This window comes from Pseudoxanthomonas sp. Soil82 (assembly GCF_040446535.1).
In the GTDB taxonomy this organism is placed as follows: Bacteria; Pseudomonadota; Gammaproteobacteria; order Xanthomonadales; family Xanthomonadaceae; genus Pseudoxanthomonas; species Pseudoxanthomonas kaohsiungensis.
Window position 1 is genome coordinate 694,971 of the sequence record NZ_JBEAAK010000001.1, and the last position, 18,366, is coordinate 713,336.

An 18,366-nucleotide genomic window follows, 5' to 3' on the forward strand; every position below is an offset into this window, starting at 1 on the left:
CATGGCGTTCCACGCCCTGCGAATGAATCCGTGCTAAATCCAGCGGTTTCTTAACCGGATTCTTCACGAACCGTCAATGTACGGAATGGTGTCATAGCCCTCGACAGGTGCAACGCCTGTCGCGGATCTCTCCCTTCCCCTGGAGCAGATCTACCGGAACGGGACTCCTCCCCAAGTCCCCGTTCCCAGCCCCGTCGACCTCCCCCTGGTCGCCGGGGCTTTTTATTTTCCGGCGCCTGAATGGCCGCCACCCGGGCAGGGCCGAGGCTGCCGTGGCCCACCCGGATGGGGTCGGGGTCTTCGCCGGGCCGGACTGGCCCGCGGCTACAGCCAGTCCCGGGCGACCAGGTAGTCCTGCAGCCGGGCTTCGGCGCTGCCGGGTTCCGGCTGGTAGCCGTACTCCCAGCGCACCCGCGGCGGCAGGCTCATCAGGATCGACTCGGTGCGCCCGCCGCTCTGCAGGCCGAACAGGGTGCCGCGGTCGTAGACCAGGTTGAACTCGACGTAGCGGCCGCGCCGGTAGAGCTGGAACTCGCGCTCGCGCTCGCTGAACGGAGTGTCGTGGCGGCGCTCGACGATCGGCAGGTAGGCGTCGAGGAAGCCGTCGCCGACCGCGCGCAGGTAGGCGAAGTCGCGCTCGAAGTCGCCGTGCAGGTCGTCGAAGAACAGCCCGCCCACGCCCCGGGTCTCGTTGCGGTGGCGCAGGAAGAAGTATTCGTCGCACCAGCGCTTGTGCTCGGCGTAGCGCTCCGGGCCGAACGGGGCGCACAGCTCGGCCGCGGTGCGGTGCCAGTGCGCGACGTCTTCGTCGAACGGGTAGAACGGGGTCAGGTCGAAACCGCCGCCGAACCACCAGGCCACCGTCTCGCCGTCGCGCTCGGCGCGGAAGTGGCGGACGTTGGCGTGGGTGGTCGGCAGGTAGGGATTTCGCGGATGGAAGACCAGCGAAACGCCGGTGGCGCGCCAGGAGGCGCCGGCCAGTTCCGGGCGTGCGGCGCTGGCCGACGGCGGCAGGCGCGTGCCGGACACGTCGGAGAAGCCGATGCCGGCCTGCTCGAACACCGCGCCGTCGCGGAGGATCCGGGTCCGGCCGCCGCCAGCGTGGCCGGTGCCGCCCTCCGGCTGGCGGGTCCAGGCATCCTCGGCGAAGCGGGCGCGGCCGTCGGCCGCCTCGATCGCTGCGCAGATCCGGTCCTGCAGGCCGGTGAGATAGTCGCGTACGACGTCGAAATCAGGGTCCATGGACCCATTCTAGCCGCCGCGTCCCGGCCCCCATTGATCGCGATCAAGCCCGCCGGGGCGGCCAGGTCAGCGCGGCGCGGACCGGAACTGGTCGCGGACCGCCGGGGTGCACAGCTTCCACACGATCCAGCCATGCAGGGCCGCGAACACCAGCGCGCCCGCCAGGCTGGTGACGAAGGTGGCCGTGCGGTTGAACCGCATCTGCGCGGCGAACCGCTGGCCCTCGGGCGAGGCCAGCATCTCCGCCGGGAACATGTCCTGCAGCCCGTCGAAGAACGGCCCGATCAGGGCCAGGGCGGCGAAGTTGGCCAGCGCTCCGCCCACCAGCAGAAGGATGAAAGCCATCCGGGCCCATTCGCGACGCCGGAGCAGGCCCCAGGCGGCGGCCAGGAACAGTCCGGCCACGAGCAGCAGCGCCAGCGACAGCGCATGGCGCTGCTCGAGCGCCCACAGCACGCCGCGCGGCACCTCCGGCTGGGCGGCCAGCCGCGCCACAGCCGCCTCCGGCAGCAGCAGGGCCAACAGCATCTGCGCCAGTGCCCAGGCCACGCCCAGGGCCGCCAGCACCAGCGAGATGCGGGCCAGCACGGTGACGAAACTGGCGGCGGCGGGCAGCGGTGGCGGCGTGTTCATGGAGCTCCCGGGGGGTCGGACCTCCGCCATTGTGCCGGCGCGCGGCCGTGGAACGAACCCGTGGATGGTGCCGGGTCCGGGTGGACCCGGACCGTCCGCGACCCGGTGGTGGCAGGCGGCCGCGCTCCCGTCGGCCTCCAGGTGCGGGGACCAGGTTCGCGCATCGCGATGGCGCCGGCGTGGATGACGCCCGCCAGGCCTCCGTCGGCGCATCTGCGACGGCGTGGCCGCCGGCAAGCCGTGCTCCTATCGGGGATCGACCAGGGCAGGCAGGATGTGGCCGGCACTCAGCGGCGCCACCGCAACCGGGAACGGTGGTCGTGGCGCGATCCAGGCCAGCTCGGCGATCTCGGCGCGCGCCTGCGGTTCGCCCTGGACGTCCACCACGAAGACCTCCGCGCGCACCCGGCGCCCGGGCTCGTTGACCGCCGCGTCCTCGAACTCGCCCAGCCGCCGCGCGCTGGCGGCGAGCAGGCGCACGCCCAGCTCCTCGTCCAGCTCGCGTGCCAGGGTGGCCAGCGCGTCCTCGCCCGGCTCGCGCTTGCCGCCGGGCTGGATGAAGGTGGACGAGCCGTGCTTGCGCACCAGCAGGACCCGGCCCTGGCCATCGACGATCACCGCGGCGACCGTGCGGATCGTACCGGGTGCAGCGGTGTCGTCGCCCGTGCTCACTTCAGGGTGCGCTCGAACAGCTTGAGGATGCGCTTGTACTCGTCCAGCCAGGAATCGGCGCGGGTGAAGCCGTGCCGCTCCAGCGGATACGGCGCGATCTCCCAGTCGTCCTTGCGCAGCTCGATCAGGCGCTGGGTCAGCACCACCGAATCGCGGAAGAACACGTTGTCGTCGATCATGCCGTGGGCGATCAGCAACTCGTCCTGCAGGCCCTGCGCGTATTCGATCGGCGAGGACTTGCGGTAGGCCTCCGGGTCGAGCTCGGGCGTGTTGAGGATGTTGGACGTGTACTCGTGGTTGTACTGGGTCCAGTCCACCACCGGCCGCAGCGCGGCGCCGGCCTTGAACGTGCCCGGCGAACGGAACAGCGCCATGAAGGTCATGAAGCCGCCGTAGCTGCCGCCGTAGATGCCGGCGCGGTCGCGGTCGCCCTGGTGGTTGGCCACCACCCAGTCCAGCCCGTCCAGGTAGTCCTCCAGCTCCGGGTGGCCCATCTGCCGGTAGATCGCGGTGCGCCAGTCGCGGCCGTAGCCCTCGCTTCCGCGGTAGTCCAGGTCCAGGACCACGTAGCCGCGCTCGACCAGCAGTTGGTGGAACATCTGCTCGCGGAAGTAGTTCGGGTAGCGCGCCGAGACGTTCTGCAGGTAGCCGGCGCCGTGCACGAACATCACCACCGGGTACTTGCGGCCCGGCTCGTAGGTCTTCGGGCCGTAGAACTTGCCCCAGATGCTGCCGGCGCCGTGCTTCGACGGCACCTGCACGTAATGCGGCCGGATCCAGTCGCGCGCCTTGAATGCGGCGCCGCGGGTGTCGGTCAGCACGCGGGCGTCGCCGCCGGTGGACGGCACCACGGCCAGCTGCGGCGGCAGGTAGCTCTCCGAATACCGCACCAGCACCTGGCGGCCATCGGGCGAGAGGCTGAAATCCTCGACGCCGTCCAGCGCGGTGATCTCCTTCACCTGACCGCTGGCCAGGTCCAGCGCGCAAACCTCGTAATCGCCCGGCCACTTGCGGTTGCACAGCAGCAGGAAGCCGCTGCCGTCGGCGGTCGGCACCGGCGAGGAAGCCTCCCACTGGCCGGAGGTGCGCTGGCGCGGACGCTCGTTGCCGACCTGGGTGTACAGGTGCGACCAGCCGGATTCCTCCGACAGCAGCCACAGCGTGCGGTTGTCGGCCAGCCAGCCGAAGTCGTTGAAGTTCCAGTTGATCCAGGCCGGGTCGGTGAGTCGGTGGCGAGGCTGCAGGCGGGCGCCTTCGAGGTCGACGCTGGCGATCCAGCGGTCCTTGTTGTCGATCGCACGCAGCATCACCGCGGCGTTGCGGCCATCGCCGCTCCACTGGATCCGCGGGCCATCGCCATTGTCGCCGGCGGTGGTCACCTGCACGCCACGGTTGCCCTTGAGCGGCTCCTTGCCGGCGGCGCGGCGCAGCGTGGCCAGCGGGTCGGTGGCGATGCCCGGCAGGACGTCGAAACCGAGCTCGCGCACGCTGCCGTCGCGCGCATCCACCAGCCACAGCCGGTGCGGCAGCGGATCGTTGCGGCCGACGCGGGTGCGTACGTCCTCGAATTCCTCGTAGCCGGACTCGGTGACGTAGGTCGGCATCCTGCCTTCGCGGCCGGCGTCGGCGTCCTTCCTTTTCGTCACCACCAGAAGATGGCGCGCGTCGGGCGACAGGCTGCTGTCGACGATCTCCACCTCGTCGCCGAGGAAGGCCGGGGCCGGGGCGCGGGTCGGGTCGGCCTTGCGCCAGGCGTCCTCCTGCGCGCGCTGCGCGTCGCGCTGCTCCTTGTCGCGGCGCAGGGTGTCGATCGTGCGCAGCTGCTGCTCGCGCAGCGCATCGGCCTTGGGCGACGCGGCCGGGTCCTTCTCCGCCTTCAGCGAGGCGACCTGCGCCACGCCGCCGCCGGCGTTCCATTTGAACCAGTCGTTGCCGGCGCGCCAGGTCACGCCTCCGTCGGCGGCGAAACGCGGCTGCGATTCGGATGCCGCGCTTCGGGTGAGCTGGGTCAGCGCGCCGCTGGAGAGGTCGCGCAGGAACACGTCGCCGTTGCGGACGAAGGCCATGCGCCGGCGCTGGGCGTCGTAGACCGGGTTGGCCGCGTCCAGGCCGCCGCGCTCGCTGTCGGCCACCTTCCGCAGCGCCCCGCCGGCCACCGGCTGGCGCCAGGTGTCGCGGATCTGGCCGCCTTCGCGCCGCAGCAGCAGTTGCGCTTCGCGGCTGTCCCAGCTCCACCAGGCGCGCTCGACCGGCGCGCCGATCCAGTCCGGGTCGGCCATGGCCTGTTCGATGGTCAGGGCCTCGGTCGGCGCGAGGGTGGGGACCGGCCCGGCGGCAGCCGTCGTGATCGGCGGCTGGACGAGCAGTGAGATGGCAAGAAGGGCCGGAGACAGCGCGCGCAGGGGCGGTCGGGACATGGGCATGGCAGGCAGGGAACGGAAGCGGGGCAGGGTAGCAGTCCCGCCAGGGGCGGCCACTGTGGAAGGTCATGCCGCCACGCCCCTGGCCCGCGCCTGGTGCCGGGCCGGGCGTCTTGCCTGGCCGGCCGGCGCCGGCCAAGCTAGCCGGCATCGCAGGGCAGGCACCGGCTTGCTGCACAGGGAACGCAACGCCACCGATGTCCGCCGTCATCCACGCGCATATTCCCGGCTCGGGGCAACTGGCCCTGGCCTCGGGCGATCCGCAACGCGTGCTGGTGTTCGGCGCCGCCGGCCCGGTGACGCTGGCCGACTTCCTGGCCCAGGCGCAGCACCTGGCCGGATCGTTGCCCGAGGCGCGACACGTGGTCCACCTCGCCGAGGACCGCCATCGCTTCCTGCTCGGCTTCTGCGCCGCGGCGATGCGCGGCCAGGTGGCGCTGCTGCCGCCGTCCGGAGCGCCGGGCACGGTCGCCGAGATCCTCCAGGCCCACTCCGCCGGAGGCGCCTACTCCCTGGACGGCGAGGCCATCTCGCGGTCGATGCGTGAGCACCCGCAGGCGCCGCCCGCGGTGCCCACGGTCGAGGAGGCCGCACTGGCCGCGGTCGGTTACACCTCCGGCAGTACCGGGCGGCCGCAGGCGCATGCCAAGACCTGGGCGGCCTTCGCCACCGGCACGGTGCAGAACCTGGCGGCGCTGGCGGACCTGTGGGGCGGGGAACAGCCGCAGATCGTCGCGACGGTGCCGCCGCAGCACATGTACGGCATGGAACTGTCGGTGCTGTTGCCGCTGCTGGGCGGCGCGGCGGTACACGCCGGCCGTCCGCTGCTGCCGGCCGACGTGGCGCTGGCGCTGCAGCAGGCTCGGGCGCCACGGCTGCTGGTGACCACGCCGGTGCACCTGCGCGCGTTGCTGCAATCGGGCGTGGCGCTGCCGCCCCTGGCCGGCATCGTCTCGGCCACCGCGCCGCTGCCGCGGGAACTGGCGGCCGAAGCCGAGGCGCGCTGGCACACCGAGCTGCGCGAGGTGTTCGGTTCGACCGAAACCTGCGTGATCGCCCGCCGTCGCACGGCACACGAGGAGGCGTGGACGTTGCTGCCGGGCGTGCGCCTGGCGCCGCAGCCGGACGGAACCCTGGTGCAGGCCGCGCACCTGCCGCAGCCGGTGCTGCTGGCGGACCTGGTCGAATTGCAGGCGGACGGCCGCTTCCACCTGCGTGGACGCCAGGCCGACCTGCTCGAGATCGCCGGCAAGCGCGCGTCCCTGGGCGACCTGACCCGGCGCCTGCTGGCCATCCCCGGCGTGCAGGACGGCGTGGTCCTGCAGCTGGATGCAGGCCGCGGCGACGGCATCGGCCGCATCGCCGCGCTCGCGGTGGCGCCGGGGCTGGCCGCGCCGGCGATCATCGATGCGCTGCGCCGGTCGGTCGACCCGGTCTTCCTGCCACGACGGCTGCGGCTGCTGCCCCGCCTGCCGCGCAACGCGACCGGCAAGCTGTGCCGCGAGGAGCTGCTCGCCTTGCTGGAGGGTGCCGGGCCCGCGCGTTCATCCGCCGTGCCGGAAGCCGGCGGCGACGCACCCTAGAATCACGCCGCCGCACGCCGCGGCGCACCGGCTTCCCGACCGTCTTGAATCCCCGGCACTCCACCGTCCCGACCCCGCGCACCGCGCCGCCGCTCCTGGCCGCCGCCCTGTTCGTGGCCGCGCTGCTCGCCGGCTGCGGCGGGACGCGCCCGGAAGCGCCGCCCCAGGATCCGGTGGCGCCCATGCCGCCCGCCCGCGTCGATCCGGTGGTGCCCCCGGTGAAGATCGGACTGGCCCTGGGCGGTGGCGCGGCCAAGGGCTTCGCCCACATCGGCGTGATCAAGATGCTGGAGGCCAACGGCTTCAAGCCCGAGGTGGTCGCCGGTACCAGCGCCGGCAGCGTGGTCGGCGCGCTTTACGCCAGCGGCATGGACCCGTTCCAGCTGCAGGAGCATGCGGTGGCGCTGGACGAAGCCAGCATCCGCGACGTGCGCCTGTTCTCCGGCGGCCTGGTGCAAGGCCTGGCATTGCAGGACTACGTCAACGAACAGGTCGGCAAGCGGCCGATCGAGCGCATGCGCAAGCCGTTCGCCGCGGTGGCCACGCGCCTGGAGACCGGCGAGCGCACCGTGTTCGTGCGCGGCAACACCGGCCAGGCGGTGCGCGCGTCCAGCAGCGTGCCGGGCGTGTTCGAGCCGGTGACCATCGGCAGCTACCAGTACGTGGACGGTGGCGTGGTCAGCCCGGTGCCGGTGGATGCGGCGCGCGAACTGGGCGCGGATTTCGTCATCGCCGTGGACATTTCCAGCAAGGCGCGCGGGCGCCGGCCCGACGGCATGCTCGGCATCGTCAACCAGTCGATCGCGATCATGGGCCAGCGCCTGGGCGAGCAGGAACTCACCCGCGCCGACGTGGTGATCCGGCCGAACGTGCTCGACTACGGTTCGGCCGACTTCACCCGCCGCAACCAGGCGATCCTGGAAGGCGAGAAGGCCGCGCTGGCGGCGTTGCCGCAGATCCGCGAGCAGGTACGGAAGCTGCAGGCACAGCGCCTGGCGCAGGCCCGCGAGAAGCAGGCACGCGCCGACGCAGCCAAGGCCGCGCTGGCGGCGCCGGCGACGGTGGCCTGCGAGGACGACGGCTGGCGCTGGAATCCGCTGAAGAAGAAGGACGAGGCCTGCGGCGAACGCCGCTGAGCCGCTCCGCTCACGTTTTTGCCGTGTTCCGTCGCCAAGCTCCGGGGCCCGCGTAGAGCGGGGCTTGCCCCGCTGACTGCGGTGCCCCTGGCTAAAGGCAGCGGGGCAAGCCCCGCTCTACGGGCGGCCGTGGCAGCGGGGCGAGCCCCGCTCTACCGGGGCGCGGCGGCCGAGGTGTCGTCGTGGTAGACCGCGTCGCGGAACGCCTTGTGCAGGGGCATCGTGCCTGGCGGCAGCCACTGGGCGAACAACACCGCGGCGATCCGGTTGGCCGGATCGACCCAGAACAGGGTGTTGGCGGCGCCGTCCCAGAAGAACTCGCCGACCTCGCCGGAGGGCTCGTTCGCCGTCCGCGGCGAGGCGGTGCGCACCGCGAAGTCGATGCCGAAGCCGACCTGGCCCTTGCCCGGAAGCCATGAGCGCTCGGTGAGGCCGATCGACGCGGGCAGGGCGTCGCTGGCCATCAGCCGGATCGTGGCCGGCTGCAGGATCCGCGCGCCGTCCAGCTCGCCGCCCTCGAGCAGCATCCGGCTGAAGCGCATGTAGTCGTCCAGCGTGGACACCAGGCCCCAGCTGCCGGGGGTGAGCGCGCGCTTGCGGCCATTGAGCTTGAGCGCCTCCGCGTCGGCGACCCGGCTCATCACGCCGTCGTCGCTGCGCATGTACAGCGCGGCCAGGCGCGCGCGGTCGGCCTCGCGCAGGGTGTAGCGCGTGTCGTGCATGCGCAGCGGGTCGAACACATGCTCCTGCAGGTACGCATCGAACGGCTGGCCGGACAGCACTTCGACCAGCCGTGCCTGCACGTCCACGGCCGGCGAGTACACCCAGCGCCGGCCAGGGTGGTAGAGCAGCGGCACGCGGGCGATCCGGCGCACTTCCTCGGCCAGGGCGTGGTCCAGGTTCTCGGGGTCGGCCCGGCGATAGAGCTCGCCGAGCGGTCCGGCCGCGCCGTTGCCTTCGACCAGGCCGGCGGTGTGGCGCATCAGGTCGCGGATGGTGGGCGCGCGCGCCGGCGTTTCCAGCAGCGGCTTGCCGTGCACGTCGGTGCCCGCGTACACGCGGATGCCGGCGAACTCGGGCAGGTGCCTGGCCACCGGGTCGTCGAGCTGGAACCTGCCTTGCTCCCACAACTGCATCAGCGCCACCCCGGTGACCGGCTTGGTCATCGAGAAGATCTGCACGAGGGTGTCGCGCGCCATCGGTCGGCCGGCTTCGCGGTCGGCCTGGCCGAACGCCCCGAAGTAGGCCTCGCGTCCGTCCTGGTAGACCAGCGCCGACACGCCCGGCAGCTTGCCGGACGCGACGTACCCGGAAAGCACGCGGTCGATGCGTTCGCCATCGATGCGGGCGACATCGGCCGCGCCCTCGGCGGCAGGCGCCGGTTCCGCTGCACCGGCTGACGGGGCGGGCAGGCAGGCGAGTGCGAACATCAGGACGAGCAGCTGCGTTCGGTGCATCGGAGTTCCTCCCGGGGACCCGGAGCGTGGCGGCGGTACGACGGCGGCATCGGCGCGTCGCGCCGGCGCGGCAGTATCGCAGTGCGCGGCGCACGGGCGGCAACGGTTGCCGGCGAAAGGAAAGCGGATGCGACGACCGGCGCGGCGCGCGGTCGGCTCAGGCCTGGGCCAGGCCGTGCACTCCGTCGATCTCCACCTGCAGCTCGCGCCGGCAGACCTGGGCGTGCAGCAGCAGCCGCGGGACCGCCGGATCGAGCCGCGCGGCCAGGTGCGCGGCGACCGCGGGTGCCGCCTCGCGGTCGCGCACGTAGACCTTGAGCAGGCTGCCCGCGCCCAGCGCGGCGGGCAGCTCCGGCGCCTGGCGGCGCGCGGTCGCGACCAGGCTGTCGAGGTTGGCCAGGGTCTCGTCGAGTTGCGCCTGCAGCGAATCGGAATGCTGCGAGGCATGGCCGACGATCGCGGCGGTGCCGGACAGCAGCAGCGGCATCGCGCTGCCGGCGGGGGGCAGCATCGCCCGCGCGAAGCTGGGCGACTGCGGGCCGTACTGGCGCGGATACCGGTAGGCGCTGACTTGGCGCGGGTTCTCGACCGGCGTGCCGGGCTCGCGCGAGGCCAGCCAGTACACCTGCAAGCGGCGGCGGCCGTCGCAGCTGCCGATCGCGGTCGCCGCCGGCAGGCGCGCGGCGTCCAGCGCGCCCATGCCGGCGACCCGGCCCACGCAGAAGCGGCGGTAGCGCTCCTCGTCACCCTCGCCGAGGGTGATGGCATCCATGTAGTTCCAGATCCGGAGCAGGTGCGGGGTGTCGCGGCCGGCCATGAACGCGGCCATCCGCGCATACGCCCGCCCGGCGGCATCCTCGATCCCGGCGTGCCCTTCGTCGACCTCGATCGCGCCGAACAGCAGGCCGCCATCGCTGGCCCAGGCCACCTCGCCATCGCGGCCGTGCCGCACCGGGCCGCGTGCGTGCCAGACCTCGATCAGCGGCGGCGCGTCGTCCAGCGGCTGCAGCGGCACCCGCAGCCAGCGCGGATCGTCGCTGGCGGGGGCGGAGGAGCCGAAGCCGAGCACGGCCAGCACGCGGTCGTCGGCCAGCTGCCGCGGCAGCGTGTCCGCGGCGGCGTAGCGGAACTCCAGCCCGGGCGCTGCCGTGGTTCCGGCGTGGCCCGGGAACGGTTGCGGCCGGCTCACGGGTTGCCGCCCTGCAGCGTGTCCCCGCTGAAGCGCTCGCCGACCTGGCGACGCCGGCGCAGCCAGCCGCGCAGCGCCTTCGGCGCCAGCTGCAGCGCGGTCAGCGCATAGACCAGGCGGAACACCCGCAGCCGCCAGCGCACGGCCTTGTTGTCGAACACGTCGCCGGCCAGCATCGAGATCACCGCCTGTTCCAGCTGCAGGGTGTTGCGCGGCTGCGCGAACAGGGCCTCCATCACCGGGGTGGTGAAGCGGTAGATGAACCAGGAGAAATAGCGCAGGCCGCGGCGCAGGCGCCTGTCCATCGCGCGCTGCTCGGCGGCTTCGCGCGAGGGGTCGCGCAGGATCGCGTCGACGGTCTTCGCGGCCTGCTCGCCGCCGTTCATGCCCAGGTAGACGCCGGAGGAGAACACCGGGTCGATGAAGGCGAACGCGTCGCCGGCCATCACCCAGCCCGGACCATGCATGCGCGTGCAGGTATAGGAATAGTTGCCGGTGGCGTGCACCGGCGCGATCCGCCTTGCATTCCCCATCCGCGCCCACACCGAGGGGGTGTCGCGCAGGGTCTGCATCAGGAACGACTCGTTGTCGCCGCTGCGGGTCTTGAGGTACTCGGGGAAGCACACCGCGCCGACGCTCATCACGTCGCCGGTCAGCGGGATCAGCCACATCCAGCCGTGGGCGAAGCGCTCGACCGTGATGTTGCCGGCCTCCTCGCCCTCGCGTCGGGTGACGCCGCTGAAGTGGCTGAAGATCGCCGCCGACTGGTGCGCCGGGTTCTTCTTCTTCAGCTTGAGCTTGCTGCCGAGGAAGGTGTCGCGGCCGCTGGCATCGACCAGGTAGCGCGGACGGAAGGCGAGCGCGTTGCCGGCGGCGTCGCGCGCATGCACCCGGGCCGGGCGGCCATCGGCGCCGAACTCCACCTGCTCGACCTTGACCTGCTGGCGCGCATCGACCCCGTTGGCCAACGCGTTATCGAACAGCAGCGCGTCGAACTCGGCGCGCTTGACCTGGTAGGCGTAGCCGAACTTGGGATCCAGTGCGCGGTCGAAGCGGAATACGTTGATGCTGTCGCGGTCGCCGCGCATCGGGAAGTCGGCGCCGGGCTTGTGCACGCCGATCTGCTTCACCTGCTCGAGCACCCCCAGGCGTTCGAGGATCGGCAGGTTCATCGGCAGCAGCGACTCGCCTATGTGGAAGCGCGGGTGCACGTCCTTCTCGAGCAGCGTGACCTTCCAGCCGCGGCGGGCCAGGAACGTGGCCGCGGTCGTGCCGGCCGGGCCGCCGCCGATCACCAGCACGTCGACGGCCACCTCGCTGCCGCCGGCCTCCGCCCCGTCCGCCGATTGCTGCCGCGCGGCTGGCGCGGTCGGGGGCGGCGGCGATTCGGAAGGGGTCATGCGCAGGCGGCCGGAAGGGGGCGTGGGGAGGCCGGAATGATAGCGCGGCAGGCCCCGCACGGCTTCACGAAGCGCCCGGACTTGCGCGTCGGCGGCCGATGCCGGATCGTGGCCGGCCTTGCGCAGTCCCGGACCCGAAACGATGTCGCAGACCGAAGCCGAACGCGAACTGGCCGAACTCCTGGTCGAGAGCCTGAACCTGGAGGGCGTGGACCCGCACGCGATCGACCCGGAGGCGCCGCTGTTCAACGACGGCCTGGGCCTGGATTCGATCGACGCGCTGGAACTGTCGCTGGCGGTGGGCAAGCGCTACGGGGTGCAGCTGCGCGCCGAAGGCGAGGACAACCGCCGCATCTTCGCCTCGCTGCGCGCGCTGTCGGCGCATGTCCAGTCGCAGCGCGCCGGTTGACGTGACCGCCGCCCCGGCGGAGCCGGACAACCGCCGCGACGCGGCGCGGTCGCTGGTCCTGCCGGTCCAGCTGGTGCTCGGCGTGCTGTACCCGTTCCTGGCGCATGCCGCCAGTACCCGGGGCGGTGCCTGGGCGGCGTTGGCCCTGGCCGACCTGGTCCTGTTTCTGCTCGCCGCGCCACTGCTCGGTCGTCGCTGGTGGGCGCTGGCGCTGCTGGCCGCACTGCTGGCGGCGTTGGCCTGGGGCAGCGGGACGGTGTGGCTGGACCTGCTGCTGCTCGCCCCGCCGGTGCTGTTCACCGCATGGCTGGCCTGGTTCTTCGCGCGCAGCCTGCGGCCGGGGAGGTCCCCGCTGGTCACCCGTATCGTCACCGCGCTGTACGCGCAGGCCGGCTGGGAGATGCCCGACGGCCTGCCTGCCTATGCGCGCCGGCTGACCGCCGGCTGGGCCGGACTGCTGGCCTTCCTGGCCCTGGCCAACCTGGCGCTGGCACTGTGCGCGGTTCCGGGCGGGGTGCTGCATGCCTTCGGCATCGCGCCGCCGGTCGCGGTCCCGCACTCGGCCTGGTCGTGGTTCGCCAACCTGCTCAACTACGGCTTGGTGGGCGGTTTCATGCTCGGCGAGTACCAGTACCGCAAGCGCCGGTTCCCCAGGCGCCCCTACCGCAACGGCCTGGACTTCGCGCGGCGCATGGCCGCGCTCGGCCCGGCGTTCTGGCGCGACCTGCTGCGCTGAACGCACCGACCACCGCCGGCGACGGCCGCGGCGCGCAAGCCCGTTATCCTTGGCGGATGCATTTCGAGATCCCGCACGACGATCCCTGCCTGGCCGGGCACTTCCCGGGGCGACCGCTGGTCCCCGGCGTGGTCCTGCTGGAACGCGTGCTCGCCGCGATCGAGACCGGTGGCGCGATCGCCGGACCGCTGCGCCTGCCGCAGGTGAAGTTCCTCAGGCCGCTGCTGCCGGGCCAGCCGGCGCGGGTGGTGCTCGACGGTGCCGCGCCGCGCTGGCGGTTCGAGGTGGTGGGCGAGGAGGGCGTGCTCGTGCGCGGCGAACTGGTGGCGGGAGCCGGCGTCGATGGCTGAATCGCAGGTGCGTGCGCCACCGTCCTGGAAGCACCGGCCCGAAGGCGGCACCCGCGGTTCGCTGGCCCTGATCGTCGGCATCGCCCGCCACGGCGGGCGCGGCCTGGCCCGGCTGTGCCTGTATCCGATCACGCTGTACTTCCTGCTGGTGCGCGGCCCGGAGCGGCGCGCCTCGCGCGCCTGGCTGGCGCGGGTGCGCGGGCGCGGCGCCGGCCCGTGGGACGTCGCCCGCCACATCCACACCTTCGCCTCGACCATCCTCGACCGGGTGTTCCTGCTCGGCGGGCAGACCTGGCGCTTCGACATCCGCGTGCACGGGCTGGACCCGCTGGTGGCCCTGGTCGACCAGGGGCGCGGGGCGCTGCTGTTCGGCTCGCACCTGGGCAGCTTCGACGCGTTGCGGATCCTGTCGCGGCGACGGCCGGGGCTGAAGGTCCGGATCGTGCTCGACCGCACCCAGAACCCGGTGCTGACCGGCATCTTCGAATCGCTGGATCCGGCGCTGGCGCAGTGCGTGATCGACGGCAGCCAGCCGGGCGCGGCGATCGCGCTGGAGATCCAGCACGCGCTGCAGTCCGGCGAGCTGGTCGCGCTGCTGGTCGACCGCGCGCAACCGCACGAGGACACCGCGCCGGCCCCGTTCCTGGACACGCCGGCGCCGTTCCCGCTCACGCCGTGGAAGCTGGCCGCGGCGCTGCACGCGCCGGTGCTGCTGTGCTTCGGCCTGTACCGCGGCGGCAACCGCTACGACCTGCACTTCGAGCCGTTCGCCGACCTGGCCACCGCGCCGCCGCCGCGCGCCGCGCGCGCGCAGTGGCTGCAGCAGCAGGTACACGCCTACGCGGCGCGGCTGGAACACCACGCGCGGCGGATGCCGTTCAACTGGTTCAACTTCTACGACTTCTGGAGCGGACACGAGCGATGACTGCAGCAACCCATCCGTGCCTGCGCCTGGCGCTGCTGGCCGGCCTGCTTGCGCCGGCGTGCGCACCCGCCGCCCCCGGCCCCGGGGCCGACTGGATCCTGCAGGCGGTCGCCCGTCCGGCGCCCAGCCGCACCGTATTCGTCGAACTGCGCGAATCGCCCATGCTCAAGCAGCCGCTGCGGCTGCAGGGCGAGTACCGGCGCGAGACCGATGGCCGGCTGGTGCGCAAGGTGCACGCGCCCTATGCGGAGACCACCACGCTCGCCGCCGGCGAGGCGGTGGTCGAACGCGCCGGACGCGCGCCGCGGCGGATCGCGCTGTCGCAGGTGCCCGAACTGATGGCGGTGCAGGCCGGGTTCGGCGCGCTGCTGGCCGGCGACCGCGAGCTGCTGCGAACGACCTACGAGGTGGAAGCCGGCGGCACCCGCGAGCAGTGGACGCTGCGACTGGTGCCGCGTGATCCGCGGCTGGCGCGCTCGCTCGCGCGGATCGACCTGTACGGCCGCGGCGCCGAGCTGCGCTGCGTGGAAAGCCATCCGGCCAAGGGGCCGCCCCAGCGCACCCTGATGGCCGGCGCGGCCGCCGCCGCCGACGGGGTGGCCGAACCGGCGGCGCTGGCGGCGCTGTGCCACGGCGGTGCGTCGCGATGACCGGTACGCCGGGCGCGGCCGCGCGGCTGGGCCTGCTGCTGGCCTGGATCGCGTTGCTCGCGGCGGTGGGCTGGGCACTGGGCCGCGGCCTGCGCGTGGAAGAGGACCTGCGCCGCTTCCTGCCTACCCCGCGCACGCCGGCGCAGGTGCTGCTGGTCGACGAACTCGGCGAAGGGCCCGGCTCGCGGGTGCTGCTGCTCGCCCTTTCCGGCGCGCCGCCGGAGGCGCTCGCGGCGCGCTCGCAGGCGCTGCGCGCCGCGCTGGCGGCGCGACCGGAGATCGCGCTGGCGGCCAACGGCGAGCACGGCGGCCTGGATGCGATCCCCGCGCACCTGCACCCGTACCGGTACCTGCTGTCGCCGACCCTGGACACCCAGCCGCTGGATGCGGCCTTCCTGCAGGAGGAACTGCAGCAGCGCGTACAGGACCTGGGTTCGCCGGCCGCGGACCTGGTCGAACCCTTGCTGCCGTCCGACCCGACCCTGGAGACGCTGCGCCTGGCCGAGGCATGGCAGCCGGCCAACGCGCCCGAACGCCGCCACGGCGTCTGGTTCGACCGCGCCGGCGCGCAGGCCCTGCTGCTGGTGCAGACCCACGCGGCCGGCTTCGACAGCGCCGGCCAGCAGGCGGCGGTGGCGGCCATCGACGAGGCCTTCGCCGCCACCGCGGATACGCGGCCCGCAGCTGCCGCGACCCGGCTGGAAGTCTCCGGCCCCGGCGCTTTCGCGGTGGCCATCCGCGGACGCACCGAACGGGAGATGCGCTGGATCGGCACCGCCGACACGATCGGCCTGTTGCTGTTGCTGGGCCTGGCCTACCGGCGCTGGAGCATGCCGCTGCTCGGCGCGCTGCCGCTGGCCAGCGGCGGGCTGGCCGGGCTGGGGGCGGTGGCCTTGCTGTTCGACGGCGTGCACGGCATCACCATTGCGTTCGGTTTCACCCTGATCGGGGTCGCGCAGGACTATCCGATCCACTTCTTCAGCCACCTGCGCCCGGGCCAGTCGCCGCACGCCAGCGTGCGCGCGTTGTGGCCGACCCTGGTCACCGGGGTGGCCTCGACCTGCATTGCCTACGCGACCTTCCTGTTCTCCGGGGTCGAAGGACTCAAACAGCTGGCGGTGTTCACCATCGCCGGCCTGGGCGTGGCCGCGGCGAGCACGCGCTGGCTGCTGCCAAGGCTGGTGACGCCGGCGCGGCGCGATCCGGCCGACTCGCGCGTGCTGGGGCGGTTGTGGCGCGCGGTCGAGCGGCTGCCGCGTCCACGCGTGGCGCTGGCGGTGGTGGCATCGATGGCGTTGGCGGTGGTGGTCTTCGCGCCCGGTGCGTTCTGGCAGAACGACCTCTCCCGCCTCACCCCGGTGCCGCCGGCCGACTTGCACCGCGATGCGCAGCTGCGCGCGGAACTGGGTGCGCCGGACGTGCGCTACCTGCTCGCCCTGCAAGGCACCGATGTCGAAGACGTGCTGCAGGCGTCCGAGCGCGCCGCGCCGTTGCTGCAGCAGTTGCAGGCCCGCGGCGTGCTCGACGGCTACGACCTGGCCGCGCGCTACCTGCCGAGCGTGGCGACCCAGCGCGCCCGCCAGGCCGCGCTGCCGGCCGAGCCGCAGCTGCGGCAGGCGCTCGCCGCGGCGTTGCCCGAGCTTCCGTTCCGCGACGATGCCTTCGAGCCGTTCGTCGCGGACGTCGCGGCTGCGCGCGCGGCCGCGCCGCTGACCGCCGACGACCTGGCCGGCACTCCGCTGGAACTGCCGGTGGCCGGGCTGCTGGTACGCGCGCCGGACCACGCCACCGCGCTGGTATCGCTGACCGGGCTGCACGATCCGCAGGCGCTGGCCGCGGCGGTCGCGCCGCTGGGTGCGCAGCTGCTGGACCTCAAGCAGGCCTCCGAGTCGCTGGTCGCGCAGTGGCGGGTGCGGCTGCTGGCCGCGCTGGCGGTGGCGGCGCTGCTGCTGGCCGGCACGGTCTGGCTGGCGCTGCGCGAACGCGCGCGCGTGCTGCGGGTGCTGGCGCCGATGGCGCTGGCCACGCTGCTGATCCTGGCCGTGCTGCGCGCGCTCGGCGTGGAACTGAACCTGTTCCACCTGGTCTCGCTGATCCTGGCCGCCGGCCTGGGCCTGGACTACGCGCTGTTCTTCGACCATGCCGGCGACGATCGCGGCGAGCAGCTGCGGACCCTGCACGCGGTGATCGTGTGCAGCCTGACCACGCTGCTGGTGTTCAGCCTGCTGGCGTTGTCCTCGATCCCGGTGCTGCGCGCGATCGGCGGCACGGTGGCGCTGGGCGTGGTCTTCAACTTCGCCCTCGCCCTGCTGGTCGCGCGTGCGCCAGGCAAGGGGGCTGCGGCATGAGTGGCGTCGCGCTCGACCGCGCCGGCATCCTCGCGCGGGTCCCGCACCAGGGCGCGATGTGCCTGTGGGACGAGGTCCTGGACTGGGACGCCACGCGCATCCGCCTGCGCGCCGGCAACCATCGCGACCCGGTGCATCCGCTGCGCGCGCGCGGACGCCTGCCGGCGCTGGCGTTGTGCGAGTACGGCGCCCAGGCCATGGCCGTGCATGGCGGCCTGTTGGCCTCGGCGCAGGGCGGGCGTGCGGCGGCGGGCGTGCTGGTGGCGTTGCGCGAGGTGGTGCTGGCGGTCGACCGCATCGACGACCTGCCCGGACTGCTGGAGGGCGAAGCCGAACTGGTCGCGGCCAGTGCGGCGAGCCAGCAGTACGCGTTCCGCCTGCTCCACGACGGTCGCGTGCTCGCCAGCGGCCGCGCCGCGGCGATGCTCCGCACGTAGGCGCCGATCCGGATCCTCCTCCTACAATGCAGGCATGACAGCCCACCAGACTCCCACCCGGCGCGCCCTGGTCACCGGCGGCAGCGGCGACATCGGCGGCGCGATCTGCCAGGCCCTGGCCGCGATCGGCATGGAGGTGATCGTGCATGCGCACGGCAACCTCGCCCGCGCCGAGGCGGTGGCCGCGTCGATCCGCGAACGCGGCGGGCGCGCGCAGGCGCTGGCCTTCGACGTCGCCGACGGCGCGGCGGTGGGCGCGGCGCTGGAGCCGCTGCTGGCCGGCGGCCGCATCGACGTGCTGGTCAACAACGCCGGCATCCACGACGACGCGCCGATGGCCGGCATGACCGATGCCCAGTGGCAGCGGGTGATCGACGTATCGTTGCACGGCTTCTTCCACGTCACCCGTCCGCTGCTGCTGCCGATGGCGCGGGCGCGCTGGGGCCGCATCGTCAGCGTGTCCTCGGTCGCGGCGGTGCTGGGCAACCGGGGCCAGACCAACTACGCCGCCGCCAAGGCCGCGTTGCACGGCGCCAGCAAGTCGCTGGCGCGCGAGATGGCCAGTCGCGGCATCACCGTCAACGTGGTCGCGCCGGGGGTGATCGAAGGCGCCATGGCCGGCGCGCAGTTCCCGCCCGAGGCGGTGAAGCAGCTGGTACCCGCCGCGCGCGCCGGGCGGCCGGAGGAGGTGGCTGCGCTGGTGGCGTTCCTGTGTTCGGACGCGGCCGGTTACGTCAACGGCCAGGTCATCGGCGTCAACGGCGGCATGGCCTGAGCCG

At 73.2% G+C, this 18,366-nt stretch carries 17 protein-coding genes; 10 read left to right on the forward strand and 7 right to left on the reverse strand.

The genetic code is table 11. From position 1 onward, the window contains the following. Positions 1–324: 324 nt before the first annotated feature. From hemF to ABKA19_RS03045, 4 genes are all read right to left on the reverse strand, one after another. The gene (gene hemF, locus ABKA19_RS03030) at positions 325–1,242 is read right to left on the reverse strand and encodes an oxygen-dependent coproporphyrinogen oxidase (protein ID WP_353687591.1); all 918 of its coding nucleotides are present in this window, start codon (positions 1,240–1,242) and stop codon (positions 325–327) included. A 66-nt stretch (positions 1,243–1,308) separates the two neighbouring features. Then, the gene (locus ABKA19_RS03035; protein ID WP_353687592.1) at positions 1,309–1,875 is read right to left on the reverse strand and encodes a hypothetical protein; all 567 of its coding nucleotides are present in this window, start codon (positions 1,873–1,875) and stop codon (positions 1,309–1,311) included. Positions 1,876–2,121: 246 nt separating this feature from the next. After that, positions 2,122–2,547, reverse strand: coding sequence for an NUDIX hydrolase (locus ABKA19_RS03040; protein ID WP_353687593.1), 426 nt, complete (start codon positions 2,545–2,547; stop codon positions 2,122–2,124). After that, positions 2,544–4,964 (reverse strand): S9 family peptidase, encoded by a 2,421-nt coding sequence (locus ABKA19_RS03045; RefSeq protein WP_353687594.1) that lies wholly within the window; start codon positions 4,962–4,964, stop codon positions 2,544–2,546. The genes ABKA19_RS03040 and ABKA19_RS03045 overlap by 4 nt, the downstream gene beginning before the upstream one ends. Positions 4,965–5,164: 200 nt before the next feature. Here ABKA19_RS03045 and ABKA19_RS03050 point away from each other — a divergent pair, with 200 nt between their 5' ends. Next, positions 5,165–6,550 (forward strand): AMP-binding protein, encoded by a 1,386-nt coding sequence (locus ABKA19_RS03050; RefSeq protein WP_353687595.1) that lies wholly within the window; start codon positions 5,165–5,167, stop codon positions 6,548–6,550. A gap of 95 nt (positions 6,551–6,645) precedes the next feature. Next, the gene (locus ABKA19_RS03055; protein WP_353688033.1) at positions 6,646–7,686 is read left to right on the forward strand and encodes a patatin-like phospholipase family protein; all 1,041 of its coding nucleotides are present in this window, start codon (positions 6,646–6,648) and stop codon (positions 7,684–7,686) included. 152 nt (positions 7,687–7,838) lie between these two features. Here ABKA19_RS03055 and ABKA19_RS03060 read toward each other — a convergent pair whose 3' ends face one another. The 3 genes from ABKA19_RS03060 to ABKA19_RS03070 form a co-directional block, all read right to left on the reverse strand. Continuing rightward, positions 7,839–9,143 carry a serine hydrolase domain-containing protein gene (locus tag ABKA19_RS03060; RefSeq protein WP_353687596.1) on the reverse strand — a complete coding sequence of 435 codons (1,305 nt, stop codon included), beginning with the start codon at positions 9,141–9,143 and terminating at the stop codon, positions 7,839–7,841. Positions 9,144–9,300: 157 nt separating this feature from the next. Next, positions 9,301–10,332 (reverse strand): chorismate transformation FkbO/Hyg5 family protein, encoded by a 1,032-nt coding sequence (locus ABKA19_RS03065; protein WP_502945693.1) that lies wholly within the window; start codon positions 10,330–10,332, stop codon positions 9,301–9,303. Next, positions 10,329–11,732, reverse strand: a complete 1,404-nt coding sequence (locus tag ABKA19_RS03070) for an NAD(P)/FAD-dependent oxidoreductase (RefSeq protein WP_353687597.1) — start codon at positions 11,730–11,732, stop codon at positions 10,329–10,331. Before ABKA19_RS03070 ends, ABKA19_RS03065 begins: the two co-directional genes overlap by 4 nt. 142 nt (positions 11,733–11,874) lie before the next feature. On the opposite strand from ABKA19_RS03070, the gene ABKA19_RS03075 reads away from it, so the two are divergent. The 8 genes from ABKA19_RS03075 to fabG are packed head-to-tail and all read left to right on the forward strand — an operon-like array spanning position 11,875 to position 18,362. Continuing rightward, on the forward strand, positions 11,875–12,141 hold the full coding sequence (locus ABKA19_RS03075; protein WP_353687598.1) for a phosphopantetheine-binding protein: 267 nt from the start codon (positions 11,875–11,877) through the stop codon (positions 12,139–12,141). Further along, entirely contained in the window at positions 12,116–12,877 is a 762-nt protein-coding gene (locus tag ABKA19_RS03080; RefSeq protein ID WP_353687599.1) for a COG4648 family protein, read from the forward strand. Before ABKA19_RS03075 ends, ABKA19_RS03080 begins: the two co-directional genes overlap by 26 nt. Positions 12,878–12,933: 56 nt before the next feature. After that, positions 12,934–13,227 (forward strand): ApeI family dehydratase, encoded by a 294-nt coding sequence (locus ABKA19_RS03085; protein WP_353687600.1) that lies wholly within the window; start codon positions 12,934–12,936, stop codon positions 13,225–13,227. Then, the gene (locus ABKA19_RS03090) at positions 13,220–14,152 is read left to right on the forward strand and encodes a lysophospholipid acyltransferase family protein (RefSeq protein ID WP_353687601.1); all 933 of its coding nucleotides are present in this window, start codon (positions 13,220–13,222) and stop codon (positions 14,150–14,152) included. The genes ABKA19_RS03085 and ABKA19_RS03090 overlap by 8 nt, the downstream gene beginning before the upstream one ends. Then, a complete protein-coding gene (locus tag ABKA19_RS03095) occupies positions 14,149–14,802 on the forward strand; it encodes a LolA-related protein (protein WP_353687602.1) in 654 nt (217 codons plus the stop codon). Before ABKA19_RS03090 ends, ABKA19_RS03095 begins: the two co-directional genes overlap by 4 nt. Next, complete coding sequence (locus tag ABKA19_RS03100; RefSeq protein ID WP_353687603.1) at positions 14,799–17,150, forward strand: MMPL family transporter; 2,352 nt, start codon at positions 14,799–14,801, stop codon at positions 17,148–17,150. Before ABKA19_RS03095 ends, ABKA19_RS03100 begins: the two co-directional genes overlap by 4 nt. Then, positions 17,147–17,587 (forward strand): hotdog family protein, encoded by a 441-nt coding sequence (locus ABKA19_RS03105; RefSeq protein ID WP_353687604.1) that lies wholly within the window; start codon positions 17,147–17,149, stop codon positions 17,585–17,587. Before ABKA19_RS03100 ends, ABKA19_RS03105 begins: the two co-directional genes overlap by 4 nt. A gap of 34 nt (positions 17,588–17,621) precedes the next feature. Further along, positions 17,622–18,362, forward strand: coding sequence for a 3-oxoacyl-ACP reductase FabG (gene fabG / locus ABKA19_RS03110; RefSeq protein ID WP_353687605.1), 741 nt, complete (start codon positions 17,622–17,624; stop codon positions 18,360–18,362). Positions 18,363–18,366: the final 4 nt, after the last annotated feature.